This is a genomic window from Butyrivibrio sp. ob235 (genome assembly GCF_900109475.1).
In the GTDB taxonomy this organism is placed as follows: domain Bacteria; phylum Bacillota; class Clostridia; order Lachnospirales; family Lachnospiraceae; genus Butyrivibrio.
This window is the reverse complement of record NZ_FOBE01000031.1, coordinates 26,613-52,775: the sequence shown is the minus strand read 5'-3', so window position 1 is coordinate 52,775 and position 26,163 is coordinate 26,613. Positions and strand designations below refer to the sequence as shown.

Below are 26,163 nucleotides of genomic sequence, written 5' to 3'. Positions count from 1 at the left end.
GGGTCTCAGCAATCAAGTTCTCTCTGGCCAGAACATTGCTTGGCTTTGTTCTGTCCGTTTTTACCTAAGTTAGGTTGTTTTGTTCTCTGAATATTCTTTTTGGAATTTTCAGGGTTGCATTACTATTTTATTGTCAAAGTGCTTTGTCTTGGCTTGTCAGCCGCAACTCGTTTACTTTATCATGAGTGGCTGTCTCTGTCAAGAACTTTTTTAATTTTTTTCAAGAATTTTTATAAGTAGTTATCAGCTCTTATATTTTTGCTCTCTCGAAGTGAGCGAAGTTGATTATAGCATCACTCAAACAGGAATGCAACTAATTAATTTTGAAATTGTAAAAGAAATTGCATCGTCGATTTTATAGCCTACTATATGTTGAATGAGCATTACCCACATATATGTTTCCACGGCTCCGAAGGCAGCTCCCATAACCTTATTAGTATTGGTAAGTATCGGGATTTTCTTGGTTCCTTTTGTGCCATTTGCTATTCCCTGGATGACCCTATATATAGTAATTACAATTGCAAGCTGAATTATTGTTTTTAGTATATGAAGATTTTCCCCATGGATTAGTTTGCCGATCGCACCCGCAGAGAGTGAAAATATCACAAATCCCGTGGCGAGGCCGGCTATTTCAATCAGTTCTGCGACGAAGCCGTACTTGTAGCCGTAGGCTATACGCCACATTAGTATTATTAAAACCGCAAGTGATACAATCACCTGCGGCATTGAGATAAATTCTAAGATGTTCATGTTGTCCTTTCAAAGCCCCTCATCCGCCCCTTCGGGGCACCTGTCTCCGCTCCGCTCCGGTCCGCGCAAAGCCGACGTCCCCCGGACGTCGTGCGCCCCCAGGGGGAAGGCTATAAGTTTGGCTATTATTTTAGTTCCAGGGTTTCGATGGCCTTCTCGGTTACAAGGAGGAACTTGCTTCTGACAGTTGTAGGGATCATGACTTTGACTGCGCGGTCGAAGTTGCCTCTGAACTTCTCGGTTCCCTTCATATCATATAGTATGTACTCATTTTCCCCGTATACGACGATCTGGTCGTTCTCGAAGAGTACGTCTACATATTCGGTGTCGAAATATATGGTGGTCTCGAGAGCTCCGGTCTCGCCGTAGATCTGGAGTCTGTATGCGCCCTGGTCTGTGTTGTTCATGAAGACTATTCCGACATGTGACTCGCTGTAGAATACCGATCTTATTTCTTCATCACCTGTCAGACTCTCGGTCTGACTTGTCGGTATCTCTTTTCCTGAGAAGAACATGATTCTGTCATCAGCTACAGCAAATATCTTGGAGTTGTTCATGAACTGTACGTAGGGAACGACCACATCCGGGTATTCGTATCCGCTGGCGTAGTTGCCGGAAAGGTTTTGTCCGACTTCTCCGAAATTGAAGAACGCAACGCTGGTCTTGATTTTGCCGCTATCAGCTTTCAGATAAGATACGCAGACGAGCTCGCCGCTAGGTGAAATCGAAATGTCCGTGGGGTAGCCGCTGTCCTGCATGGTTGTCTTAAAGCTTGCAAGGGTGTTGCCGCTGGCATCGAAGAGATAAATCCATGTGACGGTTTTATCATCGAGTACTGCTGCCACAACTCCCTGGGAAGCAACGCAGAAATCCCTGATGGGAAGGTTGGTGTCGATCTCTCCAAGTGTTCCTGAGGTGTTTGCAACGTAGATGTTGTGACCGTTGTAATCGCCGACTGCCACTACGTTTTTGCAGGTGTGAACGGTCGGGTTCTGCATCTGATAAGTCTGATTCCAGAGCTGCTGCCCCTCTCCGTCAAGACAGCTCATGCCGTCCTTACTGTAGGTGAGAATGTTTCCACCAAGGTTTAACGCCTTGGCTCCGGATGCATCAGTCAGTTTTACCGAAGATATGATGTTTGCTTCCGTGAAATGCTTATCTCTCCAGCTTACATACAATGCTCCCACCAGGAGAGCCGCTATAGCTATGATAACTACGGTTCTTATGAAAACCGCGATTCTGTGGTTTCGGATTTTTTCCTGATAGGATGGTCCGACGCTTTCGTAGTCGTTGTCGTCGGAATCCAGTGCGTCGTCATCCGAATCCCAGGCGTAATCATCGTTTAGCGCGGCAAAGGGATTGTCGTCCTCATCCTTTCCCTTGCCATTTCTACGCTGAAGTTTCTTTATGTATTTGGTGAAATCCTTGACTTCTGCCATTTGTTACTCTTTTCTGGTATTTAGATAAAGCGATAGACTGTGATGGAGTCATACTCGCGCTCAGGTCCGAAAACCGCATCCGGGAAGTTGCTGTGATGGATTGCGTCGGGATGAATCTGAGTCTCTAAGCAGAAGCCATCTCTTTTGCCGTAATCGGCGCCGTCTTTTCCTCCCTTGGCTTCAAGGAAGTTGCCTGCATAGAACTGGAATGCAGGGAGTGTTGTTGAGCACTGCATTGTGATACCGCTGTCGGGGCACTTAACTGTAGCAAAGGTTCTTCTGGTGCCGTCTGCGCCATCGATAATAAAGTTGTGGTCGTAGCCGCCGCCAAGAGCTATCTGATCGTTGTCGGCGTCGATCTCAAGACCTATAACTTTCTCTTTTCTGAAATCAAAAGGTGTGCCCTCAACATCTGCGATCTCGCCTGTGGGGATGAGACCCTCTCCGACGGTTGTGGTCTTGCTGGAATTGAACTGTGCAACGTGATCCGTGATTTTGCCTGAGCCCTGTCCGCGAAGGTTGAAGTAGCAGTGGTTTGTGACGTTGATCATGGTCTTAGCATCACTTGTTGCATGGTAATGAAGTGTGAGAGAGTTGTCCTCACCCAGTGTATAAGTAACTGAGAAGAATCTGTTTCCGGAAAATCCGAGATCTCCGTCATCCGCTTTTAATGTGAACTTAACGCTGTCGTCTGTCTCCTCGGCTTCCCAGACTCTCTTATGAAAACCGTTGTCAAAATCGCTGTGAAGGTTGTTAGGTCCATCGTTCACAGGCATTTCGAATTTCTTTCCGTCGATTTCGTAGCTTGCGCCGCCAACTCTGTTCGCAACAGGGCCTACAACAACGCCCAGGAAGCAGGAGTTATCGAAGTACTTCTCCGGATCATCGAATCCGAGAACCACATCTCTTTTCTCGCCGTCCTTGTCCTTAACAAAGATGTTGCGGATGGTAGCGCCGTAGTTCAAAAGGCAAACCTCCATTCCCTGGCTGTTTGTCATATGATAGCCGTAAATAGGTGCGCCGTCTTTTGTTTCCCCAAGAAATTCTCTTTTTACACTCATGTTTTTCCTCCGTTTCCCCTTATGCCCCTCATCCGGCACTTCGTGCCACCTTCCCCCCAAGGGGAAGGCAAGGGTTAATCTCTGCTTAATTTTTAGAGTTCGGTTCTGCCCTCAAGAGCTCTGAGCAGTGTGACTTCATCTATATATTCAAGGTCGCCGCCGACGGGAACGCCGCTGGCGATTCTTGTAACCTTGATGCCGGTGGGCTTTATAAGCTTACTTATGTACATGCCCGTGGTCTCACCTTCAAGGCTTGAATTCGTTGCGATAATTACTTCTTTTACTTCATCTGTCTGGAGTCTCTGGACAAGCTCTTTTAGCTTGATGTCTCCGGGGCCGATTCCCAGCATGGGTGAAATGGCGCCGTGAAGAACATGGTAGACTCCTTCGTATTTTCCTGTCTTTTCATAAGCCGCAAGGTCTCTGGCGTTCTCGACCACCATGATTGTGCTGTGGTCGCGCTTTTCATTAGCACAGATGGGGCAGATCTCTCCGTCGGTCAGGGTGCAGCATTTGCTGCAGTAGTGCACGTTCTCCCTCGCATCGGTGAGGGAATTCGCAAGGCGCTGAACTCTGTCCTTGGGAAGTCCTATGATATAAAAAGCCAGTCTCTGAGCCGATTTGCCGCCAATCCCGGGAAGGGATGACAGTTCATCGATCAGTCTGTTGATATGTCCGCTGTATAGATCCATTAAAACGAAATTCCTCCGAGGCGTAGCCTGTATTAGAACGGAAGTCCTCCGAGACCTCCGAGGCCGCCGGTCATTTTGCCCATAAGGTCGCCCTGAGCCTTCTCAGCCTGCTCCATTGCCTCATTAACTGCTGCAAGTATCATGTCCTGAAGCATCTCAACGTCATCGGGATCAACTGCGTCCTGCGCAATTGTGATTGCTGTAAGCTTCTTATTACCTGTAACTGTTGCTTCAACGGCTCCGCCGCCTGCACTAGCCTTAAACTCCTTGGTCTCGAGCTCCTTCTGGCTCTCCTCCATCTGGCGCTGCATGCGCTGCGCCTGTTTCATAAGATTATTCATGTTGCCGGGCATTCCTCCCGGAAATCCTCCACGTTTTGCCATTTGTATTTCCTCCTAATGTGTTGGGTTTTGTTTGCCGATATTGTCAGTCGTCCTCTGTATCCTTCTCTTCGAAAGCGCTCTCATCATCCATGGCCTGCTGATGCATATCATATGCTACGCTCTCCGTAGCAGCTGCGGCGTAATACTCGTCTTCGCTGAGGCCGGAAATAATATCGCCGCCGGATTCATCAGAATTGTCTGCTGAAGAAGCTGTCTCGGCAACATCTGAATTGCTGAATGAAGAAGCTGTCTCGTTAGCATCAGTCTGTTCAGAGGTTGTTTCCCTCTCCGGAACAACGGGCATGTTGACTTCGTCCTCAATTTCGATGTCGAAGTGGATGTCGTTCAGGCTGACGTATTGCTCGTTTACGGGTTTGTCGCGTGTCGTGAAGCGAACTTCAAAGTCCACATGTTTGCCGATGGACTCGTCAAGGATTGCGGATAGTTCCTCGCGTCCTTCGCCGTCGTTGTACTTGGCCGCTTTTTCCTTGGTGTCGAGGACTATGAAAAGCTTGCCATCCTCGCCCTGGCTAAGAAGTGCCTTGGTCATGAAGGCTCTCATGGGCATTCCCATCCGGTTAAGTATGCGATTCCAGTTGTTGACAACTTTCTTCACATCCTCTGCAACTGCGGCTTCGAGCATCTTGGCTCTGTCCTTGGAAGTGGCTGTACTTCCTGCGCTGGCGCCGCCTGCTCCCGCACCACCGGCTCCGTTAAAACCCGGGCCGTTACCTCCGTCGCCACCTGCTACATTAACTGCTATCTGTCCGCTCTGGATTCCTCCGAGAACGCCGTCAAGCTGCTCGCTCTTTTGCTCGAGAATTCTGATTCTGTCGAGGAGCGCGTCGGTGTCCTCGTCCATCTGCGGTTTACAGAGGCGTATCAGTGCCACCTCTATTAGAATACGTTTTGCGGCGGCAAATCGCAAGTTCTGCGAGAGTTCCGAGAACACGCGGATGTATCGCATTATGGTGTCGATGTCGGAGCTTTGCGCCAGCTCTTTTAACGAATTCAGGTTGTCAGTGGACATGTCCACCGCGTCCTCCATGTTGTCGGAGGTGCTGACCAGCATGAGGTTTCGCAGGTACCAGATAAAATCGCTGACGAACTGTGTCAGCTCACGTCCCTGGATTACGATATCCGACAGAAGGTTCAGAGCTCCCGTCACATCCTGGACGATGAGATATGAAAACAGTTTTCCGAAAATAGCGGTGTCCACTGCGCCAAGTACACCGAGCACCCTGTCGTAGGTGAGCTCCTCGCCGTAGTTGAAGGCGATGCACTGATCAAGGAGACTCAGCGAGTCACGCATGGAGCCGTCAGCGGCCTTCGCGATATAACGAAGCGCGCGGTCCTCGACCTGTACGCCTTCCTTGTCCACTACCTCGCGGAGTCTGTCCGCTATGGTGTCGATCGTGATTCTGTGAAAATCGTAGCGCTGGCATCTCGACAAAATGGTGATCGGGATCTTCTGCACTTCAGTGGTCGCAAGAATGAAAATCACATAGGATGGGGGCTCCTCAAGGCTCTTTAAAAGTGCGTTGAAAGCGCCGGTCGAGAGCATGTGGACCTCGTCTATGATATATACTTTGTATTTGCCAACGGTGGGTGAATATGAGATCTCGTCAATGATCTCGCGGATGTTGTCTACGCCGTTGTTGGATGCAGCATCGATCTCGATGACATTACCCATCGCTGCACCGGACTCAATCGCTTTGCAGGTGGGACACTCGCCGCAGGGGCTTCCGTCCTTCGGACTTTCGCAGTTGACTGCTCTTGCGAGAATCTTCGCCACCGAGGTTTTACCGGTTCCTCTGGTTCCGCAGAACAGATACGCGTGTCCGATCCTGTCGGATTTTATCTGATTTTTCAGCGTAGTCACTATATGATCCTGTCCTTTGACGTCGTCGAAGACAGGCGGTCTGAATTTTCTATATAAAGCTACGTATGCCATTAAAATCCCCATTTGTCCGGGCAGCTTTTTGGGGTATGTTTAATGCCCCAGGCTGTTAGTAAGCCTATAAAATCTGCTCGGCTTTTTCATACTCTAATCATCTAATTATACTCAATTAGAGGCGCATCAACAATAGTTTATTGACTTAGGAAAAGAGGGCTCGTATAATAAAAAAGCGCGCTGATGCACGCTTTATGTTGTCCTGACGACGAGCCGGGATTTCATAAAAAATATGGAGTCGTATCAAAGTGGTCGTAATGAGGCGCACTCGAAATGCGTTTGTCCTTCTGGGCACGAGGGTTCGAATCCCTCCGACTCCGCTATGAAAGAAAAGCTTCGAAAGCCGGTTGGCTTCGAAGCTTTTTTGTTAGAGGTCGTATTTGATTTTGTCGTCGACGGTAATGTCTGTGCCGAGCTGGACTTCGATGAGCTGAAGTTCTTCGTTGCTGTCGTTCTTGATGGTGTGTTTCTGGCCGGCCTTCATGTTAACGACATCTCCGGGGCGAACGATCTGCTCTTCGCCGTCGATGATGGTCTTACCGACACCGCGGACGATGCTCCATACTTCGTCGCGTCTCTCGTGGCTGTGGTAATTCATTGAGTGACCAGGGTTAAGTGTAACCTTGATGGTCATGGAGTCCTTCTCAACATCAAGGACGCGGTAGCTTCCCCAGGACTTCTCAGCGAACATGATGGGCTGCTCGATCTTCTCGACGTAGGGCTTGATGTATGAGCTCTGCTCCTTGTCTGATACAAGGATTCCGTCGGGTGATGCAGCAACAATTGCGCTCTGAAGTCCCATAACAACTATCGGGATGTTCAAGTCGTTGATTACATGTACGTCTTTGCAATTTTCATTGAGATATGCCTCGCCGATAACGTTCTCTTCCATAGCCTCGGTGAGGGTGTTCCAGGTTCCGAGGTCCTTCCAGAGCCCTCCGAAACGCATTACGCTAATCTTGGATTCCTTCTCAACAACAGCGTAGTCGAAGGAGATCTTCTCGAGGGTCTCGTACTTTTCAAAGAGATCCTGATAATCCTTGAAGTCGATGATCTCATGAGCCTTCTCAAGAAGGTATGAGAGCTTGTATGCAAAAATTCCGCCGTTCCAGAGAGCGCCTTTTGAGATATAATCCTTGGCTGTCTCTACGTCGGGTTTCTCCTTGAAAGATACAACCTTTGATACATCGTCCTTGTTCTCGGGGATGATGTAACCGTACTTCTCTGAAGGATAGGTGGGATCGATTCCCATAAGTGTGAGGTTTGCATCGCCGGTCTCAGCGAGCTTGGAAAGCTTCTCAAGCGCAAGGAAGTATTCCTTGTCAACGTAAGGATCAACAGGGCATACAACTACTGCTTCATCAAGAGATACCTTCTGCACATCGTGGAGGTATGCGCTTGCGAGAGCGATTGCAGGGAAAGTGTCGCGTCTGCAGGGCTCGATAGATATGCCAACGTCCTCTCCGAGCTGGTTGTTGATGGCAGAAACCTGAGTCTTACTGGTTGCGATGGTTACGTTAGCGTCGGGATCGATTGATCTGATCTGCTGGTAAACACGCTGAACCATGGACTCGTACTCGCCGTCCTTACCCTTGAAAATTTTGATAAACTGCTTTGATCTGACTTCGTTTGAAAGTGGCCAAAGGCGCTGGCCTGAGCCACCTGATAATAAAATTACGTTCATTCTTATTCCTTTCTATCCCCTCATCCGGCGCTTCGCGCCACCTTCCCCCCAAGGGGAAGGCAATTTATTCTACGGTTACACTTTTGGCGAGGTTGCGGGGCTTGTCGACATCAAGGCCCTTGGCAACGCTGATGTAATAGCCAAGAAGCTGGAGCGGGATAACTGCGAGGGATGCAGCGAAGTGCTCCTCAATCTTGGGAACATAAGCTGCGAAATTAACAGTATCCTCTATCTCGTAATGGCCGTAGGTTGTAAGACCCATGAGGTATGCGCCTCTTGCCTTACACTCAACCATGTTGCTGATGGTCTTCTCGTAGAGGTCGTTCTGGGTGAGGACGCCGATAACAAGGATTCCGTCCTCGATAAGGCTGATGGTGCCGTGCTTAAGTTCGCCGGCAGCGTAAGCCTCTGAGTGGATGTAGGAGATTTCCTTCATCTTAAGGCTTCCTTCAAGGGATACAGCGTAGTCGATGCCACGTCCCACGAAGAAGACGTCCTTAGCGTTTGCGTATTTAGCCGCGAACCACTGGAGTCTTTCTTTATCCTCGAGAACTTTCTGGATCTTCTCGGGGATGGTTTTCATCTCTGCAATATAATTAGCGTATGCCTTATTATCGATGTGCTCTCTCACAAATCCGAAGTGAACAGCAAGAGCGTAGCAGGCAACGAGCTGTGCACTGTAAGCCTTGGTTGTGGCAACTGATATCTCGGGTCCTGCAAGTGTGTAGAGGACATGGTCTGCCTCTCTTGCAATTGAAGAGCCAACAACATTGACGATTCCGAGGGTTGCAACGCCCTGGTTTTTCGCCTCACGAAGAGCCGCAAGGGTATCAGCAGTCTCACCGGACTGGGAGATAACGATTACCAGGTCATTTTTATCAAGAAGCGGCTTCCTGTATCTGAATTCTGAAGCGAGCTCCACGCGAACGGGAACTTTGGCAAGATCTTCAAATATGTACTGCGACGCCATACCTACATGCCATGCGGAACCGCAAGCTACGACGAAAATCTGTCTTAAGGATTTGATCTTTTCATCGCTGATGCCGCACTCTGTGAGGTCGATCTTTTTACCCTTGATAACGGAGCTGAGAGTATCCTCAACTGCCTTGGGCTGCTCGTGGATCTCCTTCATCATGAAGTGCTCATAGCCGCCCTTCTCTGCTGCCTCGGCATCCCACTTGATCTCAACCTTTTCCTTCTGGATCTCGTCGCCGTCGAGGTTGTAGAAATGTGCCTCTCCTTTTCCGAGGCGGGCCATCTCCTGGTTGCCGATGTAGTATACGTTTCTGGTGTATTTCAAAATTGCGGGAACATCGGATGCAACATAAGTAGCGCCGTCTGCAATACCGATTACCATGGGTGAATCCTTGCGGGCAACCCATACCTCATCAGGATAATCCTTGAACATGAGGGCAAGGGCGTATGAACCGCGGACACGAACCATGGTCTTTGCAATCGCATCGATGGGTCCGATGTTGTACTTTTTGTAGTAGTAATCAACGAGCTTTACGGCAACTTCGGTATCTGTCTGTGAGTAAAACTCATAGTCGTGGCGCATGAGCTTTTCTTTAAGCTCCTGATAATTCTCGATAATTCCGTTATGAACGCCGACAACGTTGGCCTCTTCAACTGTGGTTCCATGCTCAAACTTGTTCGCCGAAACATGGGGATGCGCGTTGTTCTCTGAAGGCTCACCGTGTGTAGCCCACCTTGTGTGACCGATACCGATGCTACCATCAAGAGAGGTTCCATCGTTGGTCTTCTCTGAAAGAACCTTGAGTCGGCCCTTCGCCTTAACGACTTTGACCTTGCCGTCAGCGCCGCGAACAGCGAGTCCTGCTGAGTCGTATCCACGGTACTCGAGCTTGGAAAGCCCATCAAGAAGAATGGGTGCCGCCTGCTTTTTACCTACATATCCTACTATTCCGCACATATATTTATCCTCTTAAATTAAAAATTGACTTATCAACATGTTATTGCAATACCCCTCATCCGGCGCTACGCGCCACCTGTCTCCGCTCCGCTCCGGTCCGCGCAAAGCCGACGTCCCCCGGACGTCGTGCGCCCCCAGGGGGAAGGCTTAGTATTGCTCCCCTTATTATATTCAATTTATAGAAAAGGGCAAGTTTTGATAATTTCGCGATACTTATTGTCCATCTTCACACAGTTTATCTATTGATTCAAGACCTCGCACCTATCCTCAATCAGATTGATTAAAGAATCCTGATAATCGGATGGCAGATAGGAATCTCTTGTCATATCAATAAACAAGTCCTTACTTTTTACAACTCTTTCCATAAGCCTTATAGCAGCCTTGTCATTTATTCTATAGCTCTGTGCAAGGACTAAAAAGTCTTTTTTTCTTATATTTCGCTTTCTACCATTTAAAGTGAGCGCCATCTGTTCTTTATCTGCAGGAAGTATCACATTTACCGGCAGAAGATCATAAGCGGGAGATAACATAAACTTCCTTGAACCTGGGTCTTCCTCTATCAGAGAAAAGTTCTTAAGGTGCATATCGGAATTACCAATCACGAAGCAAAATAGCAATCTGTAAAAAAGCTCCGTCAAATCAAGTCCGACATTTTTATACCCGATAAGGTATAATTTGTATCACTTCGTGCGTTCTTATACCCTATCGGGTGCAGTTTGTTTCGCTGTAAAACTATTTATTTAACTCCTGCCTGGTAAGCTCCGCGAATCTCTCTCGCAGAATTCCCGCGGCTCTCTCGGGAGACATGCGCTCTCGGATATGCTTCATGGCTGCGGTCTTCTTGTGATTGTAGAAATCCTTATCATCATGAAGTCTTCTGATAAATTCAGAAGCTGCGTGGACATCGGGATCCGCCCAGTGATTGCCCTTGTGATAGGGAGGTGTCTCCTTCTCAATCTCTATTATCTTCACGGGAACCATGCAGCAGGCATCCTCGGACATGAACTCCGCATTGGCAGACCAGTTGGTAGCAACCGTGGGAGTTCCGAGGAACATCGCCTCCGCCATAACAAGCCCGAAGCCCTCGGAGCGGTGAAGTGAAATATGAGCATCAGCGCACTTAATAAGACTGTTGAATTCCTCCTTACTGAAGCTGTCCGTTAAAATGTACACATTTTCATAACCCGCCATGAGCTCTCGAAGGTGCTCCATCTCCGCTTCGCCTGCATGTGTCGCCTTGATGATAAGCCCAACATCAGGGAGCTCAGTAGGAAAAGCCGCCTTATAAGCTGCAATTGAGGCATCCGGATTCTTTCGGTCGGAATTACTAAGTCCATCGTAGGACATTAGGTATAAGAACTTATCCGCCGGTATACCGAAGTAATCCCTATCGCATTTATCCAGCGTTGCCGGCTCTCGCATGGCATAAGGCACAGTATGTACCGGCTTGGAGGTCACCCTTCGAACCGCATCCGACACAAACTCAGACGGCGTCCAGATCTCGTCGAACATATCTATCTGATACACCCACTCCTGCGGGAACTCAGGCAACTCCCAGAGCCAGAAGGCAATCTGATACCTGTTGTCAAAATCGCTCCTCTTCGAATGCAGTGAGAAGTTCACGATCTCGTTGGGATTAACATGAATCAGGTTCACATTGTACTTAAGATCCTCCGATTCATACTGGGCGTATGACATATTCGTCTCGCTCGCATTTTTATTCTGAAAAAGATTCTTAATTGAAAACGGAATCCCGGAAGTCTTTATCGCCTCCGCCACAAGGCGGCAGCTCTCGCCGAGCCCAAAATCCCCGCGTGCATAGCCAATCAGATTTATACCCGCGGGATAGGTATTAAAATCGCATTCTTTCCTTTTTATCTTTGGATAATTTACCTTAAAGAGCACTCCGCGAATATGCTCGCGAAATATGTAAGGAAAAATCAATTTAAGTATTTTACGTACCAACTCAGTTCCTCTTCCATTCCTTAGTTGCAAGGTCGTAACTGTAAACACCCTGCAGATTATTAGTCTCTATCCAAGCGGCTACCTCTTCCATATAATTCTCCGCATAGATATTATATATTTTCTTGTATTTCTTAGGTGTGAAGCTTCCAAAGCCGTTTATGGACGGCACATCGTACTTATCCGCTATCCTCCAGGCATTCAGGAATCCCTGATAATATGCAGGAAACTCTGCCTGCTCCGGTGTCCCGGCGGAATCCACCAGATAAAAGCTCTCGCAGTCCTCCGGCGGCGCAACATCAAACTCCGCTTCAGAAACTATTGCACTTTCATGGTTCCAGGCTGATGGAACCCCCGAAGTTAGCGAATTTTCAAAAACAATACAAATGGCAATTATTACAAATAATGAACTTATGCTGTCGCTTCCCTTATTTTCTCCGAGCTTTTCAGATATTTTCACACACGAATAAGATACCAAAACAGCCAGTAACGGCAAAATCATAAGGAAAAGTCTGCAAACAACTCTCATTCCGGACGCCCCGGGAAAAAACGAATAAAACAGGATCCAAAGGCAGTGTCCCTTAATTCTCATGGGAACAAAAATCAGCACAATAAACGTAATCGCCAGCGCACAAATAACCTTGTCTTTATTTCTAAATGCAACAACGATACTGCATATTGCCAAAAGCCACATAACAGGAGTGAGCCCCACGGTGTTTTCTCCGAATGTAAAAGGCAATTCGCTTATAAGCCTTCCATACAAAAGATTACCGTTTGATACATTGAACAAATCCCTGAATGAAATGAAAAATGCGGAGGCATATTTGTAGGATCTCACATTTTCCCCTCTCCAAGGAAAATATACAAGGCAAAACGGAATCATCAACAGTATACCGCAGGCCACGCCCAGTAAAGGCTCATACCAACTGTGCTTTATATAATTAAGTACGCCGCCAAATAAACTCTTTTTATCCGAAATAATAATCAAAGCAACCAGATATATAGAAAGGGTAATCAGCACAAACTCTGCCACATACGGGCTTGAATAAAACAGAAGCACTTCACCCATAATTCCTATGAACATCCACAGAATTCTTCGCTTCTTGTCTGAATAAATCACATAGTAAACAAACAGATATGCCGCCGTCATTATCAGCGGAACTACCGCCAGACTGACCAGCTGACTGTGCACCAGCTTTATAACATAATAGCTCCCATATGAAAAACACGCCGTTCCAAGCAGTGAATAATAAGCATCAAACTTCAGCGCTTTATTCAAAAAGAGCATCATGCAAACCGAGCCGCAAGCATGAATCAAAATAACGGCCGCCTGATAAGCCATATATTTATCCACCCCGAAAAATCTCAGCGGACAATAGAAAATGGCATGAAGGATATACATATCATTTAGCGCAACCGTGTTCCTGACAGGATACATCGAAATCCAGTTATTCCATTTCTCAAAACCGCACAGCACCTTATACCAGTGCTCAGTCATAAGAATTGCGAGCATCCCATCTTCGTTATTGCCAAGCAGCATACCGCTGAAAATGATATTCCTGAAGGTCCATAGTTCAAAAGCCACCAGAAAGAAAAAGGCAACTATCAACTTAAAAGTAGCATTATTCTTTTTCTTTTCATACAACATGTTATCCCTTTTTATTCCCCTTCTCATTTCTGCCATAGTAGTGCGTCTATATAATTCTTTACTCCTGACTCCGTGCTTAAATCAAACTTTTCATTCATCTTATTAAAGTATTCAGAAATTGCATCATGAGTAATAATCTCCCTACAATGTTCTTTCTCTCCATACCCTTTATGAGCATTTTTCCACGGTTCCTCGGAATGGCTCAAATCCTTTAAAGTCACACCATTATATATAGCAAATTGGCTAAGTACAAAATCAATTACCTTGCAGACACCAGAAGATAATCGATCAGATAAATCTGTTTTATCTACTTGTATTTGAGAACTGCCAAACGTTTTATATTTCTCGTATATTTCAGGATATACCGGGCCATACATCCATGCTTCACAGCGATTTACAAAAATGCGTTTTTTTAGCAAAACTTCTGCAAATGCCTCAACATAATAGAGAAGTTTTTGTAATGACATATTCGTAATCTCATACTTAGAATTAAGGATGTATAATGCAACATACTCTATAGCTGAATCACATGAATTAATACTCTCATAATATTTCAGTTTATTATCTATTTTCTCTGAAGCAAGCTTATTCAACTTATCTCTGTTAGCGCTGTAATACTGTTGCAAGTACTTATAGCTCTCTAAAACTCTGCGAAGCATATCTGAGTATCGCTTACTTGGAAGTTGCCCTTTTAAATAATTTTCAATTGTATGCTCACCAAGTCCGAGAACTCTTGATAACGGCCGCTTCTCAACGTCATACTTAATCAATATATCCTGGATCTCATATACCTGTATGTAGTCGTTCTCTTCTCTGCACTTTATTTCGAACTCACTCTCATTCAAGTCATTCAATCCCGGAACAGTAACCTGATGACCGCAATTTGAACATACTGCTATACGTTTATTAAATGTATACTGTTTCCCGTTCCACGCTCTCATACACTGCTCTGTATGAACTTCATAAGATTGAACGCTTCTGCACTCTGTACAAAGTACTTTGTCTAGACAATTATCCATCTATTATACCCCTCTTCGGTTGCATGAATTAAGCATAAATAAAAAGTACACATATGTCAATATGTGTACTTTTTATTTATGCTTTTATTTTTTATCACCTAACAATCTTCTCAAAGTCAGCCTTCGGGTGCTTGCATATCGGACAGATGAAATCGTCCGGGAGCTCCTCACCTACCCACTCGTAGCCGCAGATAAGGCAGCGCCATACTGTCTCACCCTTGGGAGTTGTGCCGACAGCCTCGGGCTTAGGCTTGATATTGTTCTGATAATACTCGTAGGTGCAGGACGACGTATCTGAGAGAACCTCCATCTCAGTGGGCTCACAGATGAAAAGAGTATGCGAACCGAGATCCACCGTCTGCTCTACCTTCAATGAGAAAAATGCATTAGTTCCTGTTGTGATGTACGGAACACCATTCTCCGCAAGTTTGTAGGATATCTTCCCATCAGCAATCGTCTGCGCCGTTGCATCACCTGCGAACTTGTCGACATCACGGCCCGACTGGAATCCGAAATGCTTGAAAATATCGAAAGTTCCGTCGTTACTGATAACCGAAATGTTACACAGACCGGTCTCCTTAATCATGTCGTGAGTAAAATTGGCCTTATTTACAGCAATGGAAATACGATTGGGTTCTGATGCAACCTGAATAGCGGTATTGATGATGCATCCGTTCTTCTTATCCCCTCGCACAGCCGTACAAACAAAAAGGCCATAGGATAGTTTAAACATCGCCTTCGTATTCATCATTCTACCTTAAACTCTTCCTTTCCAACGCCGCAAAGAGGGCATACCCAATCAGCCGGGAGATCATCCCACTTTGTACCGGGTGCTACACCATTATCCGGATCGCCTGCTGCCTCGTCATAAACATAACCACATGTCCCACATACGTACTTCATAGAAATGTCTCCTTTCCTGAAAAAGATGTAATAAAGTTAACAAATCTATTATATCACGAGCAAGGAATGACAATTATTATCTATTTATAAATAATTTTAAAACCTTCCCCATAAGCGGAACTACGCTCATTATGTAAAACATATAAACAAACGAAGCCACCGTCCAGGTCAGCGTCCCACAAATTGGGGCAAGAAGCACCGACGCATACTCAATCACCATCAAAAATCCGGCACCGCCGACAACGAACAAAATAGCCTTAACTACCATATTCTCAGAAACTTCATGATGAATCAGCCGTCTGTCCAACACGAGTGATACGAAAAACGCCATCCCCGCTCCCGCATTGGAAACCGAATCCACAAATATCATCCACAAAATGCTAACAACACTAAACACTATCAGAATCAGAATATCCCCATACGCCGACTCATCAATAAGACGAAGGAGCCGATCCGATAAAAACCACACAGCCACGCAGTACAGCAGAGCAACCACCACATCCTGCGGAGTATGAACGCCCAAGTAATTGCGGGAAAAGCCGATGATTAAAATCATTACCATCGCCGCCACGCCAATGGCCTTCCTTTTCTTCTTAAACTCCCGGAATCCAAATGCTCCCCAGGTCGCCGATGCTCTAGTCGTGTGACCGCTCGGGAAAGAGTACCCACTCGCTGCAGGAATCGCCTCCTCAACCGGGTGAATCAACTCACTTCGGATCCAGGGCCTGTCCACATGAAAAACTGACTTTAGCATCTGAGAAAAGGTACTGGAAAAAGCAACATTCATCCCCATGAACCTGCCTGCTTCCTTATCCACACACCAATAGATTAGTCCCAGAAATAAGAACGTAGCCTTCGACTCAGCAAGCATTGTCATAAAAAGCATGAAACCGTCAAGAGCTCCGCCCATGCTCTCTCGTATATTTTGTAAAAAAAGAAGGTAATCTATATCCACCAGGTAATCCCTCAATCAATCTTATTTTTGTATAGTACTTATCATCTGCCTTCATAATCAGGCAGCAATTCTCAAGTCTCTCATCTCTTCATCAGATATAGCTTATCATTAGGGACACGAGCAGTCTCCCTATAGGGCTTACTTCCCGACTCAAAAAGGATATACAATCCCTCGTCCGTCATCTGCAAATTCTCCGAACCCTCAGGCATAAGCTCGCTCCTTAAAGGCTCATCATAACTATCTATGTCCTCACCATATTCAAAAGTTAGCAAATGAGCATCATCAACCTCATGACTCTGAGAGAGAATCATGAATTCTTTATCCTCATCATCTCTATAGAAAGTCACACCCTGAATGCAATCAGGTATATCAACCTCTTTTACCATAACTGGATTAGAAGAATCGCTCACATCATACTTTCTGAGTTTCCCGCTCTGCCCGATACAATACGAACCCACATACAAGTCGCCATCGTACATTCCTATAAAGGAAGCAACGTGGCTCCCGCCGTGATTTACAAGTTCACCATCAAAATCGGTCACATAATCTCCAGCAAAAGATCCATCCAAAACCTCTTTCCAAGGAGCAGCAAGAACATGCCCATTTTCACCAGTAATCCATAAAAGGTCATTTCTCTCATCAAAGGCGAGACCACCCGCATGCGCCATAGTTTGCATATCTACCCTGTGCAAGAGCTCTCCCTCTCTCGTAAACAGATACACAATACTTGTCTTCTCGCCTTTCTTATCATAGGCAGAAACCACCAGCACATCCCCCGTATCAGTAAAGCCCTGCACCACAAAATCATCATCTGTTTCATCATCGCTGTAAAGCCACGGCAAAGTCACAGTACTCTCAAGATTAGAAAGGAATTCATCAAATCTGGTATTAACTGCAACAATGGCTATACCGGAATCACCGGTAACAACTCCATCAACACCGATTGCTATAGCATCTCTTATAGATGCAAGAGTGTCAGCTTCAAGTGCAAATACCTTACTTCCGGAATTATGTATTTGATCTAATATGTCCTGACTTACAAAGTCTGAAGAAATTCCATAATAATCTGCCGGACATTCAGATATCACATCCTTTGTCCATGTGCTCACAATATAGAGAATCTGACTATTGGAATTCATATCCTTTATAGACTGAAGAGAATCATACTGCGCTGATGCATAGATAACTCTATCTGACATCCCTTCTTCACTGACCAGATTAATAACCTTTGTAAGTAACTCTTCATCAGTCTCTGTATCCTCAAACTCAATACATACCTTAAGCTCTGGTCTTGCAGTAGATCTAATACTCTCATAGCCTTCAAGCTCACCCTTAACAAGCTTTATAGAATCCTGCAAGGACTCCAGCTTCCCATCCTGCACACCAATCCAAACATAATCATCTCCGAGATCCTTAGCTGCAAGAAGAGAATTAAGCCCATCCTCCTCCAAAGTAGGATAGCCATGGTAACCTATCACAGCTATTTGTTCTGTGTTGTCAGCTTCTTCAGCACTTGTGGCATCCTCACCATTCTCACTATCTGAAGCTTCACCTGTATTGTCATCAGTAGCAGCTTCAGTATTTATGCCATTATTGTCAGCCGCTCCGGTTTCTGCTTGTCTGCTACTGCAGCCATAAACACCACAAAATGATATGCTCAAATTCAAAGCAAGTACAAAGGCTCTGATCCTATTATTCATTCTTAGAAAGCACAAAATGCTAACCCCCTGAAATATTCTTATGAACTCTATTAAATCACAGAATAATAGCTGCTGCCAATCCACTATGATATCAACTCAAAGCCCCCAGATAAACCTGTGTCCTCGCCTTTATAGCTAGAGATAACTCCTTCTTGGAAAAATCCCCAGCTGGTTTTATGCGCGGGAGCCAAGTAACGGCCGAAGATAACTCCATTCGCGAACAATTCTTTTCTAGATTTACGCGCGGAAGCAAGCATAAGACAAAAGGTAAATCTCGGCCGCCAAAAACGCCTATAAGTTTTATGTGCGGGAGCTATGATAACTGCTTCCGATAACTCCATTCGCGAACAATTCTTTTCTAGGTTTACGGCATGAAAAAAATAGTTAAAAAATGGTAAATCCGCGCAAGGATATGTCCTAATAAGTTTTATCCGCGGGAAAAACGTACTGTCATCCGATAAATCCAGCCAAGAACAATTCTTTCCCGGATTTACGCATTGGAGAAAGTAACTGAAAAACAATAAATCTTCCTGAGGAAAAGTCCACAAAAGGTCTATCCGCAGGAGTTAAGCCCAGAAAACAGATAACTCCTCCAACAAGAAATCCTAACTGGGATTTACGCGACCACCTAAACAAACACCTAAACAACCTAAACAAGCACCTAAGCAGACCTAACCAAACACACAGCCCCCAAAAATCTCGAATTTATCCTAATTTAATAGGATTTCAATCTTGATTTAATGATTGTGAGTCATAATGTAGGTGTGAATAGCCACTATTATGACGTTATTTGATTACATACAAGCATCACGTACAGCATACACATTATTCACATAATCAGGAGCACCACCATGAAGCGAACCACCTTACTTACCCTCATCTTCACAACACTAATACTTCTGCTTACGCCAATAACAGCCTCTGCACAGACATATTCTACACAGCATAACTCTGCCCAAACCGCTTCCTCACAAGAAGCATCACCTCTGGCCACCACCTCCACCACAGTAAAAAGCGTAAGTCACAGAGGATACAATACTGTCGCTCCGGAGAACACTCTCCCCGCTTACGAGCTCTCTTGCACCATGGGATTTCACTATGTTGAGGCAGACATCTCCTTCACCAGTGACGGAGTACCTGTGCTCCTACACGATGAGACCTTAAACAGAACTGCCAGACATCCCGACGGCACCCAGTTACTATCAACAATCAGCATCAGTGACATTACCTATGACGAGCTCCTCCAATATGACTTCGGCATTTGGAAGAGCACCAAGTATGCCAGAACAAAAATCTCCACCTTTGAAGACTTCCTGACCTTGTGCAAAACCAAAAATCTTCACCCATATATAGAATTGAAGGACAACGGCGACTATCAGGCGAGTCAGATAAACCTGCTTGTTGATATGGTGAAGCATGCCGGACTCGAAGGGCATGTAACCTGGATATCCTTCAACTCCGAATTCCTCGCATGGGTAAAAGCCAAAGATGCACACGCAAGACTGGGCTACGTTGTGTACAATATTTCCGGAAACGAACAGACAATCATCAATACTGCCATTAATCTTAGATCAGAATCCAATGACATATTCCTTGATCTATACTTCCGCGGTGTATCAGACAAAATAGTAGAACTATCCAAGAATAACAATTTCCCGATAGAAGTCTGGACCATAAATACAGTTGATGAGATAAAAAAGCTTAACCCCTACATATCCGGCATCACAACAAACAAACCTAAATATGAAGAGGCCCTCCAGGCGCAGCAAAATTCCTCACAGTCCGAAACCTCAAAAGAAAACAAGGAACAAGCACAAGAAAAAAATCAAAATCAAGCGCAGGATAGCGCTAAAGCACAAAATCAAGAAAAAGATCAGCCGCAAAACCAGCTACCTGATCAGACACAAGACCAAACACAAAACACAGATCAGGAAAAATCCCTGAATCAGAACGCCGAATTACCCGGCTTCAATTCAAACATAAAAATCACACAGCCCAACAACAAACTCAAAGTAAGCTGGACCAAAAAGCCCGGCCTCTGCAAGTATGCTGTTTATGCAGCATATATGGACAAAAACTTCACCGCAAAGCCTACAAAAACCACCACAAGCACATCAGTTACAATCAAAAAACTAAATGGGAAAAAGCTTAACAGCAAAAAGAATTACAAGATATACATTGTCGCCTACGACAAGCGCGGAAAAGTAGCGGGAAAATCCGTAATATCCTATGTTGCAGGCAAAAACAGCAAGAAATACACCAACCCCAAATCTATAGATCTTTCGATAGGCAGCGCTACTTTAATTCCCGGCTCCTCTATAACAGTAAATGCCAAAATAAAATTGGAGAAGGGCAATTTGAAGCCCCTCCCCAATACAAAAGTTGCGAAATATAGATATGTATCGTCTGATCCTAACGTGGCTACAGTTAGTAATTCCGGAACAATCTCCGCTGCCGGAAATGGAAGCTGCCATGTCTACGTTTACTCTGCTAACGGTCTCTCAGAGCGTATCGCTATCACCGTAAACGACTAGCCCATGAAGACATCCGCAAAAACGCCAACCTAAAGCACCCGCACAAGTGCTAAACAACGACTACTTCAGCTGCAGCACATTAAACAGCTTATCAAAGCCCTTCTCCTTAAGCTTCGGCCTTACTTCATTCTGGAATTCTTCCTTCATTGCCATGATGATACCGGTGCGCTCATCAGGACGAACTGCGTCCACATCAAATACCGGATGATCTTTAACCGGCTGATTAAGCTTAGTGATATCGGAAACCATGTAGCCATCGAAGCGAATCGCATTCTCATACAAAAACTTTGCCATCTCCCGGCCGTATTTACCAGCGCCATAGATGTAGAGCTTATCAAGATCCTTGCAGAAATCAATTACAAGATTCCTCTTATCCGCATCGTCATAGCCATCATGTCCCTTAAGCGCACGCTTAATCTGCGTGGAACTTGTCGACTGAGTGTAAGGGAAGAAATATATGTCGGACCCAACCTGATTAAGCAATTTTCTCTCCTCTTCCCACACAGGATTTCCTTCATAATCATTACCTGAGAAGAAGCAGTCATACGGATTCTTCTTCCAGGCATCCATCTTAGCTATATTTGAAAAATCTACCGGAACAACCTTATCCACATACCTACATGCCCCAACAATATCCATTCTCTCTGCATGCGGTATGAACGGAGCCTTGCCCTTAAAATGGATAACCAGATCGTCCTCAAGTACACCAGCAATCAAGTATTCACACTTAGTTTTTGCATTTCTCATAAGGTTTAAATGACCTAAATGAAATAAATCAAAAACACCTGCTACATAACCCACTTTGTATTCTTTCATAATACATTTCTCCTCTGAATCAAATTTCAAAAAACAATTTTAATCCCATTTGGCTTCATTATTAACCTTGCCAGATCTGCTGCAGCGAGCGAAATATCATAATCTATCTCAAAATCATATTCTTTCAACCCGCTTACCCTAACATTAGAACCGAATACAACTGACAACATTTTTATCATGTTATTTTCTGTTATTCCGTCTCTTAGATTATATATAGTCTGCACGAGTTTTGGCGTACTATATATAATTATTCTGGCACCTGCATGTTGTCTACCGGTATTTATAATTTGCGTTGCAACCTGACCTGCAGCATTCCTATCATCTGTAATAAGGCAGTACTTTCCATCTGCCGTGCCCGGTAGATGAGATAATATTTGGATAACAATTGACAATATCTCTTCTCCAAGATTATCTCCCTGCTCTTTTGCGCTTCTCAGCGCCCTAAAAAAGCGCTGGTAAATTGAAGATGAATCGTGATTCTTTCCCTCTATTATCAATTTATAGAGAGTCACATCATTTTCCAGTAACTCTCTTATAGTGCTCACAGGCTTGTTTAGCATGCGTACTGCCCAGGTTAAATAGTCATTAATTCTTACTCTATCCGAAAAGCACTCTGACAATATGTTAAATACTTTTTCTTCATCCAAGACAAATATTCTGATGCCATTCTCAGAAAGCAGCCTAAAAAATGCTACATATTCCTCGTTTAATTCACCACTTATAGATGCCAATTCCATTAGTATACATCTGGTAATGAATATTGCGGCATCAGCACTTTTGAAATAGTCTGTAAGAATCTTCTGTTCATCATTCTTGAAATTCGAATGATATCTAAAAGAGCATGTATCATAAAAAAAAATTTTCCTGTTAATCAGAATGCTCTCATTAATCTCTTCTATCTGTTCCGATACAAAGGGACTAATCTGTGAAAAGTTAGCCGGCCTCTCGGTATATAATGTCTGCATTAGTGCCCTCCCCGCGTCTTTTCACGAAGAGCATGCATATTACTAATGATTTTATCCAAAGTTCTTCTGTTAATTAACTGTTCATCAACATAATCATTTCCAAGCTTAATAACAACCTTTTCCAACAGCGGGTATTCATCGATTAGCGAAGGAGACATTATCATGCTATCAAGCCACAAATTGTCGAGTTCATTACTTATTTCGTCTTTTGAAACATTCATAATTGTTTCTGTGACTGCTTTTTTTTCAATCAATTCCAATTCACAGCATCTAATAAGTGCGGCCATATATGGAACGCAGTAATATGCCATCAATTTACATATTGTAGGCTTAAGATTGCTATCCGATTCCTGAAAGAACTTTTTAAACATTCTGACAAAATCGGTCTCCGGCATAAGTAGCATACCGGCAAACAAATTAGCAGCGTATTCATCATCATGCTCATAATAGTGGTCATCAGCAAATTCCACTTTTGAAGCAAACTCATCTGACTGAAAGAAGACATGATAAATCTCATGGGTCAAAGCAAAATTAGCATTTACTCTGGGAAGAGATGAGTTTATTATCACATATCCTAATCCTTCTCCTTTATAGCATAATGCGCCAATCTCATCATCAGCTATAGGCATCTCAAGAAAAAGAAACCCTTTCTTTTGAAAGAGTTCTCTCACGATCTGAAGAATATTGAGCATATTGCTCTCAGGCTCAATATCCGCATATGCACAAAATTTTTTTACCTCAGTACTTATTTCAGTTCTATTATCCTGACTGTATTTAATAATTTTTCTCAATCTCTCAATATTCATACATCAGATATCCTTGCTACATTTTCAAAGCGACTCTTCGCACTAAGTACCTGATCCACATTTTCCATCAATTCAACGAGGTCATTAGCTATTGCTTCCTGCCTCTCATTAGGCTCACCTGCGTAAAATGCTATCTTATTTGGTGCAAAACTGCTAATTTGTGGCACACAAAAAGAATCTGATACAAAAAAGGCAACATTCTTCCCAAGAGCCACAGAAAGTGTCTCCATATCCGACTCTCCAATTTCCTGTTTGCCGCTTAATATGCGGGACAGCTTATTCTTTTCTATCCCCGTCACTTTACTGATGTAGGTTTGTTTGATTTTCATTTGATCCAAATAAGCATTGATATTATTTATAAATGTAGTCATAACACCCCTGCCTTTCTTAATTCCATTATACACACAATTCGATACATTTTAATACTTTATATCATTTTTTAAGACTTTTCAAGAAATTTTAATATTTTATCCAAGCAAATACACATTATCTCTTGGCTGCAATATCAATTTTTGATATTGCATTACCCAATGTCTTCCAGACTCATCTCCTGCACACTCTCACACTGCAGCACTCTCGGTACACCAATAACAACATCATCGATATAGTAATAGTGGAGTCCTTTATCATCTTCGGGCAATTCATCGATAAATACGTACATAGTATCTGCGTACTCTCTGTCGCCCTCAAGATTTTTGAATCTCTTCTTAACTGCTTTATTCACAGATCCCGTAATATCCCTGGAAAGATATACAACATTCATTGTCATATCATTCTCCTGTGCGTAAAGCCAGATGTGTTCTCCTTTAACATTGGAAAACATCTTAAAAGTGTTGGGATATATTACTATGTGCTCGTAATTATCCGCCAGTTCATTCCAGGCATCACTTTGAAGTGAACTCTGAAAAGAAATATCGTTGTAATAAACATTTCTCCTACTGATTATAGCATTCTTCAGCTCATACAGCTGCAAGCTGCAAGCAGCAAAAACAAGAATGATCGCAAGACTCTTTTTGTTAAAGGCTTTCCCGATATACCCTATTACCACAAGATAAATCATATAATATACCGGCCAGATCAATCTGCCTGAGCTTCTGAATGTACTAAGCAAATTAAAAACAGTCTTGGGAAGCTGAATCTCGTATCCGCTCAAACCAAATGTCACCGTCGGGCTTATAGCGTAGCAAGTGAATCCAACAAAGAAAAAAATCATAGGAATAATGACTGTTTTGTCCATATTCACTTTATTATTTCTCGCATATACAGCACAAAAATGAATAAGTGCTACGATTATTAAAAGGAAAACGCCGGCTCCAAGATAAGCATATCCTTCACCCTGACCATCTCTGAAGGGCAATCCTCGGAACAACACAGAAATACCCTGCGGATTAAAAAATCCGTTCAGGTTAAATGAAAACACACCAAGGCCGCCGCCGGCGGAAGGAACATGTCCGTAAAATAGTCCATATATATATCCTACGAGCAAAGTCCCCGACATCGCAAACACGACCACAGAGAAGGCTTTGGAAAACGCCTTTTTTCTCATGATCTCCTGAAGCAATGCGCAAAGCATAATTCCCCAAACCATAGGAAGAAAATATGCCTCGGAAAGCAGGGCCAGAATACTCAAAATGCTCCAATCACGAATAGCCTTCCAATCACTGACCTTCTCATTATGTTCAAACCAATAATACAATGAAGCGAGGATCAGCCATTGACCTGCAAGAGCAGTATGATAAAACATTCTCTGCATCATAACTGCAGATGAAGCGAAAAATACAGAGCCAATTATTGAATATAACTTTTTACCGGAAAACTTATATATTAACAGACCGCCATACATTCCCTGAAGGGTATAACAAATAATCCCCCACAGCCCCATATATTGAAAAGTGCTTGGTAATATAGGTGATAATGCTTTGAACACAATCGCGAACAGCGGAATTGAATCAGTGTATATTACAGAAATTGAATCAGGGTAGATTATTCCATCAATCAAGCCAATAGGAAATTTCCATGGAGTATTGCGAAATGATACCCATCCCAAATAATGCTGTATCAAATCGCTGTATCCTGTCAAAATCCAATCATCGTATGTAAAATCTAAAACCTTTAAACCATAAATAGTAATGAACATCAGCATTCCAAGAATCGCTGATACAAATCCTACTATTATTTTATTATTATCTTTTTTGATAGTATCCATAGTTACAAATCTATCCTCTAATTCGCATGGTTGTTAATCGAACTAAAGATTTAATATAACTGATTATGTACGGTATCAAGTGTCTCTTTGATTCTCCGAAAATTCTTTTTTCAAAAGATATCGGAACCTCTCCGATTTTAAATCTCTTATTATTTCTTTGGAGCTTGAAAATTACTTCCTGTAAAACATCATAGTTCTTGTTCTGTAATGATACCTTCTTTAACTGTTCCGTATCATACAGTCTAAAATCAGTAGAGATATCCTTAGCTTTGATTCCTAAGCAAACACGAAATGCAGTATTTAACATCTTAGACATAACTATAGAGGACTTACTGTCAAATGTCTTCCCACCCTTTGTATATCTTGAACCGATTACAAGATCACACTTGTCATTAACAAACATCTCATACATTGACGGGATATATTTAGGATTGTGAGATCCATCAGCGTCAAGGATCAGGAACATCTTTCTGTCAGCATATTTTATTGCAGTTCTGAATGCTCCGCCAAAACCGGGGTCTTCCTGATTTATATATTTTGCACCGTATTTATTGCAAACCTCTTCAGAATTATCTCCGGGAGTAGCTGCGTCCACAACAAGCATTCCATAATCTACACCCAGACCGCCAACTTCATCCATTATCTGCGGCAATAAAACATCTAAGTTTTCTGCCTCCTTGTAGGCCAACAATACAACTAATAATCCTTCTTTAAGCATTTCTTCTTTATTTCCTTTAACCATTCTATATTTCA

The 26,163-nt window shown here is 43.9% G+C and carries 22 protein-coding genes, 1 tRNA gene and 1 pseudogene; 2 read left to right on the top strand and 22 right to left on the bottom strand.

The features are described from left to right. Window positions 1–297 precede the first annotated feature (297 nt). The 6 genes and pseudogenes from BMW61_RS17560 to dnaX all read right to left on the bottom strand — a co-directional run. Entirely contained in the window at window positions 298–750 is a 453-nt protein-coding gene (locus tag BMW61_RS17560; RefSeq protein WP_022761041.1) for a CvpA family protein, read from the bottom strand. A gap of 125 nt (window positions 751–875) precedes the next feature. Continuing rightward, window positions 876–2,189: a DUF5711 family protein gene (locus tag BMW61_RS17555; RefSeq protein WP_091824634.1), complete on the bottom strand. Its 1,314-nt coding sequence runs from the start codon at window positions 2,187–2,189 to the stop codon at window positions 876–878. 20 nt (window positions 2,190–2,209) lie between these two features. Beyond that, entirely contained in the window at window positions 2,210–3,250 is a 1,041-nt protein-coding gene (locus BMW61_RS17550; protein ID WP_022761039.1) for an aldose epimerase family protein, read from the bottom strand. A 92-nt stretch (window positions 3,251–3,342) separates the two neighbouring features. After that, window positions 3,343–3,942, bottom strand: a complete 600-nt coding sequence (recR, locus tag BMW61_RS17545) for a recombination mediator RecR (RefSeq protein WP_022761038.1) — start codon at window positions 3,940–3,942, stop codon at window positions 3,343–3,345. A gap of 32 nt (window positions 3,943–3,974) precedes the next feature. After that, entirely contained in the window at window positions 3,975–4,325 is a 351-nt protein-coding gene (locus tag BMW61_RS17540) for a YbaB/EbfC family nucleoid-associated protein (RefSeq protein ID WP_022761037.1), read from the bottom strand. A 298-nt stretch (window positions 4,326–4,623) separates the two neighbouring features. Then, window positions 4,624–6,279 (bottom strand): annotated as a pseudogene (gene dnaX / locus BMW61_RS17535) (DNA polymerase III subunit gamma/tau); the annotation flags it as partial. A 234-nt stretch (window positions 6,280–6,513) separates the two neighbouring features. On the opposite strand from dnaX, the gene BMW61_RS17530 reads away from it, so the two are divergent. Beyond that, window positions 6,514–6,599, top strand: a tRNA-Ser gene (locus BMW61_RS17530). 47 nt (window positions 6,600–6,646) lie between these two features. Here BMW61_RS17530 and BMW61_RS17525 read toward each other — a convergent pair. From BMW61_RS17525 to BMW61_RS17480, 10 genes are all read right to left on the bottom strand, one after another. Then, window positions 6,647–7,963 (bottom strand): sugar phosphate nucleotidyltransferase, encoded by a 1,317-nt coding sequence (locus BMW61_RS17525; RefSeq protein ID WP_091824628.1) that lies wholly within the window; start codon window positions 7,961–7,963, stop codon window positions 6,647–6,649. Between the two features lie 64 nt (window positions 7,964–8,027). Continuing rightward, a complete protein-coding gene (glmS, locus tag BMW61_RS17520; RefSeq protein ID WP_091824625.1) occupies window positions 8,028–9,896 on the bottom strand; it encodes a glutamine--fructose-6-phosphate transaminase (isomerizing) in 1,869 nt (622 codons plus the stop codon). A 239-nt stretch (window positions 9,897–10,135) separates the two neighbouring features. Then, window positions 10,136–10,534 carry a HipA domain-containing protein gene (locus BMW61_RS17515; RefSeq protein ID WP_278296704.1) on the bottom strand — a complete coding sequence of 133 codons (399 nt, stop codon included), beginning with the start codon at window positions 10,532–10,534 and terminating at the stop codon, window positions 10,136–10,138. A 94-nt stretch (window positions 10,535–10,628) separates the two neighbouring features. Then, window positions 10,629–11,861: a glycosyltransferase family 4 protein gene (locus BMW61_RS17510; protein ID WP_049946260.1), complete on the bottom strand. Its 1,233-nt coding sequence runs from the start codon at window positions 11,859–11,861 to the stop codon at window positions 10,629–10,631. 1 nt (window position 11,862) lies between these two features. Next, on the bottom strand, window positions 11,863–13,542 hold the full coding sequence (locus BMW61_RS17505) for a hypothetical protein (RefSeq protein WP_091824620.1): 1,680 nt from the start codon (window positions 13,540–13,542) through the stop codon (window positions 11,863–11,865). Next, window positions 13,530–14,525 carry a type II toxin-antitoxin system antitoxin SocA domain-containing protein gene (locus BMW61_RS17500; protein WP_091824617.1) on the bottom strand — a complete coding sequence of 332 codons (996 nt, stop codon included), beginning with the start codon at window positions 14,523–14,525 and terminating at the stop codon, window positions 13,530–13,532. The genes BMW61_RS17505 and BMW61_RS17500 overlap by 13 nt, the downstream gene beginning before the upstream one ends. A gap of 94 nt (window positions 14,526–14,619) precedes the next feature. Next, a complete protein-coding gene (locus BMW61_RS17495; protein WP_091824637.1) occupies window positions 14,620–15,273 on the bottom strand; it encodes a flavin reductase in 654 nt (217 codons plus the stop codon). Beyond that, on the bottom strand, window positions 15,273–15,428 hold the full coding sequence (gene rd / locus BMW61_RS17490; RefSeq protein WP_026499155.1) for a rubredoxin: 156 nt from the start codon (window positions 15,426–15,428) through the stop codon (window positions 15,273–15,275). The genes BMW61_RS17495 and rd overlap by 1 nt, the downstream gene beginning before the upstream one ends. A gap of 76 nt (window positions 15,429–15,504) precedes the next feature. Continuing rightward, window positions 15,505–16,383 carry a phosphatase PAP2 family protein gene (locus tag BMW61_RS17485; protein WP_091824615.1) on the bottom strand — a complete coding sequence of 293 codons (879 nt, stop codon included), beginning with the start codon at window positions 16,381–16,383 and terminating at the stop codon, window positions 15,505–15,507. 80 nt (window positions 16,384–16,463) lie between these two features. Beyond that, window positions 16,464–18,098 carry a hypothetical protein gene (locus BMW61_RS17480; protein ID WP_139176425.1) on the bottom strand — a complete coding sequence of 545 codons (1,635 nt, stop codon included), beginning with the start codon at window positions 18,096–18,098 and terminating at the stop codon, window positions 16,464–16,466. 836 nt (window positions 18,099–18,934) lie between these two features. On the opposite strand from BMW61_RS17480, the gene BMW61_RS17470 reads away from it, so the two are divergent. Further along, complete coding sequence (locus BMW61_RS17470) at window positions 18,935–20,617, top strand: glycerophosphodiester phosphodiesterase family protein (protein ID WP_091824606.1); 1,683 nt, start codon at window positions 18,935–18,937, stop codon at window positions 20,615–20,617. A 60-nt stretch (window positions 20,618–20,677) separates the two neighbouring features. Here the strand turns inward: BMW61_RS17470 and BMW61_RS17465 are convergent, their stop codons facing one another. The 6 genes from BMW61_RS17465 to BMW61_RS17440 form a co-directional block, all read right to left on the bottom strand. Next, on the bottom strand, window positions 20,678–21,433 hold the full coding sequence (locus tag BMW61_RS17465; protein ID WP_091824604.1) for an FAD synthase family protein: 756 nt from the start codon (window positions 21,431–21,433) through the stop codon (window positions 20,678–20,680). Between the two features lie 26 nt (window positions 21,434–21,459). Next, window positions 21,460–22,398 carry a hypothetical protein gene (locus BMW61_RS17460; protein ID WP_091824601.1) on the bottom strand — a complete coding sequence of 313 codons (939 nt, stop codon included), beginning with the start codon at window positions 22,396–22,398 and terminating at the stop codon, window positions 21,460–21,462. Continuing rightward, window positions 22,398–23,204, bottom strand: a complete 807-nt coding sequence (locus tag BMW61_RS17455; protein WP_091824598.1) for an ImmA/IrrE family metallo-endopeptidase — start codon at window positions 23,202–23,204, stop codon at window positions 22,398–22,400. The genes BMW61_RS17460 and BMW61_RS17455 overlap by 1 nt, the downstream gene beginning before the upstream one ends. Further along, a complete protein-coding gene (locus tag BMW61_RS17450; protein WP_091824595.1) occupies window positions 23,201–23,575 on the bottom strand; it encodes a helix-turn-helix domain-containing protein in 375 nt (124 codons plus the stop codon). The genes BMW61_RS17455 and BMW61_RS17450 overlap by 4 nt, the downstream gene beginning before the upstream one ends. A 152-nt stretch (window positions 23,576–23,727) precedes the next feature. Further along, window positions 23,728–25,410 (bottom strand): DUF6311 domain-containing protein, encoded by a 1,683-nt coding sequence (locus BMW61_RS17445; RefSeq protein WP_091824592.1) that lies wholly within the window; start codon window positions 25,408–25,410, stop codon window positions 23,728–23,730. A 10-nt stretch (window positions 25,411–25,420) separates the two neighbouring features. Next, entirely contained in the window at window positions 25,421–26,152 is a 732-nt protein-coding gene (locus BMW61_RS17440) for a glycosyltransferase (RefSeq protein WP_091824590.1), read from the bottom strand. Window positions 26,153–26,163: the final 11 nt, after the last annotated feature.

What these genes read in the sequence shown, in the direction of transcription:
- BMW61_RS17560 (WP_022761041.1), bottom strand. Translation starts at nt 750, where the DNA reads ATGAACATCTTAGAATTTATCTCAATGCCGCAGGTGATTGTATCACTT.
- BMW61_RS17555 (WP_091824634.1), bottom strand. Translation starts at nt 2,189, where the DNA reads ATGGCAGAAGTCAAGGATTTCACCAAATACATAAAGAAACTTCAGCGT.
- BMW61_RS17550 (WP_022761039.1), bottom strand. Translation starts at nt 3,250, where the DNA reads ATGAGTGTAAAAAGAGAATTTCTTGGGGAAACAAAAGACGGCGCACCT.
- recR (WP_022761038.1), bottom strand. Translation starts at nt 3,942, where the DNA reads ATGGATCTATACAGCGGACATATCAACAGACTGATCGATGAACTGTCA.
- BMW61_RS17540 (WP_022761037.1), bottom strand. Translation starts at nt 4,325, where the DNA reads ATGGCAAAACGTGGAGGATTTCCGGGAGGAATGCCCGGCAACATGAAT.
- BMW61_RS17525 (WP_091824628.1), bottom strand. Translation starts at nt 7,963, where the DNA reads ATGAACGTAATTTTATTATCAGGTGGCTCAGGCCAGCGCCTTTGGCCA.
- glmS (WP_091824625.1), bottom strand. Translation starts at nt 9,896, where the DNA reads ATGTGCGGAATAGTAGGATATGTAGGTAAAAAGCAGGCGGCACCCATT.
- BMW61_RS17505 (WP_091824620.1), bottom strand. Translation starts at nt 13,542, where the DNA reads ATGGCAGAAATGAGAAGGGGAATAAAAAGGGATAACATGTTGTATGAA.
- BMW61_RS17500 (WP_091824617.1), bottom strand. Translation starts at nt 14,525, where the DNA reads ATGGATAATTGTCTAGACAAAGTACTTTGTACAGAGTGCAGAAGCGTT.
- BMW61_RS17495 (WP_091824637.1), bottom strand. Translation starts at nt 15,273, where the DNA reads ATGAATACGAAGGCGATGTTTAAACTATCCTATGGCCTTTTTGTTTGT.
- rd (WP_026499155.1), bottom strand. Translation starts at nt 15,428, where the DNA reads ATGAAGTACGTATGTGGGACATGTGGTTATGTTTATGACGAGGCAGCA.
- BMW61_RS17470 (WP_091824606.1), top strand. Translation starts at nt 18,935, where the DNA reads ATGAAGCGAACCACCTTACTTACCCTCATCTTCACAACACTAATACTT.
- BMW61_RS17465 (WP_091824604.1), bottom strand. Translation starts at nt 21,433, where the DNA reads ATGAAAGAATACAAAGTGGGTTATGTAGCAGGTGTTTTTGATTTATTT.
- BMW61_RS17460 (WP_091824601.1), bottom strand. Translation starts at nt 22,398, where the DNA reads ATGCAGACATTATATACCGAGAGGCCGGCTAACTTTTCACAGATTAGT.
- BMW61_RS17455 (WP_091824598.1), bottom strand. Translation starts at nt 23,204, where the DNA reads ATGAATATTGAGAGATTGAGAAAAATTATTAAATACAGTCAGGATAAT.
- BMW61_RS17450 (WP_091824595.1), bottom strand. Translation starts at nt 23,575, where the DNA reads ATGACTACATTTATAAATAATATCAATGCTTATTTGGATCAAATGAAA.
- BMW61_RS17445 (WP_091824592.1), bottom strand. Translation starts at nt 25,410, where the DNA reads ATGGATACTATCAAAAAAGATAATAATAAAATAATAGTAGGATTTGTA.
- BMW61_RS17440 (WP_091824590.1), bottom strand. Translation starts at nt 26,152, where the DNA reads ATGGTTAAAGGAAATAAAGAAGAAATGCTTAAAGAAGGATTATTAGTT.